Below are 658 nucleotides of genomic sequence, written 5' to 3' on the forward strand. Positions count from 1 at the left end.
CGCGCAGGGGCCAGCCCACCCCGGGGCGGAAGTCCGCGGTGAGGGTGCCGCCCTGCTCCGTCTGCGTGAACGCGCTCGCGCCGGCGGGCCAGGGGGCGCGGTAGTCGAAGGTGGGCCGGTCGACCGTCCCGCGGACGATCCGCACGGACGCGTCGTCGGCCTTGACGACCAGGGACGTCGGCATCCCCGCGGCGGCCGCGGCCTTGGTGCCGGAGACCGTGTTGATCGCGCCGACTGCCGAGAACGTCGCCGAGCCGACGAGCGCTGCCGCGAGGATGCCGCCCACGACGAGGGTGGTCCGGCGGTGGGGCCTCTGCCGGTGGTCGGTGTGCTGGGGGTCGGTCTGGAAGTCGGTCTGGGGACGGGGAGTCATGTCAGTCCCTTTCGTGGGGGCGGAGCGGGTGGATGGAGTGGTGGGCGCGGGCTGCCCGGGCCCGGTGCTCGTCGGGTGCCCGAGGTAGGTGAGGACCGCCATCACGCGGCGGTTGCCGGACTCCTCCGGCGGCAGGCCGAGCTTGGTGAACACCGAACTCACGTGCTTCTCCACGGAACTCTCGGTGATGACCAGGACGCCGGCGATCGACGCGTTGGAGCGCCCCTCGGCCATCAGGCCGAGGACCTGCCGCTCGCGCGGGGACAGCCGGTCGAGGACGTCGGC

1 protein-coding gene is annotated in these 658 nt (G+C 73.9%); it reads right to left on the minus strand.

Annotated elements, in window-relative coordinates; all coding sequences use genetic code 11:
• The coding region (locus B2R83_RS01220; protein ID WP_292037861.1) for a response regulator transcription factor at positions 1–658 on the minus strand (658 nt) is incomplete at both ends.

Origin of the sequence: Massilia sp. UBA6681, assembly GCF_002454935.1 — a bacterium.
GTDB lineage: Bacteria > Pseudomonadota > Gammaproteobacteria > Burkholderiales > Burkholderiaceae_D > Telluria > Telluria varians.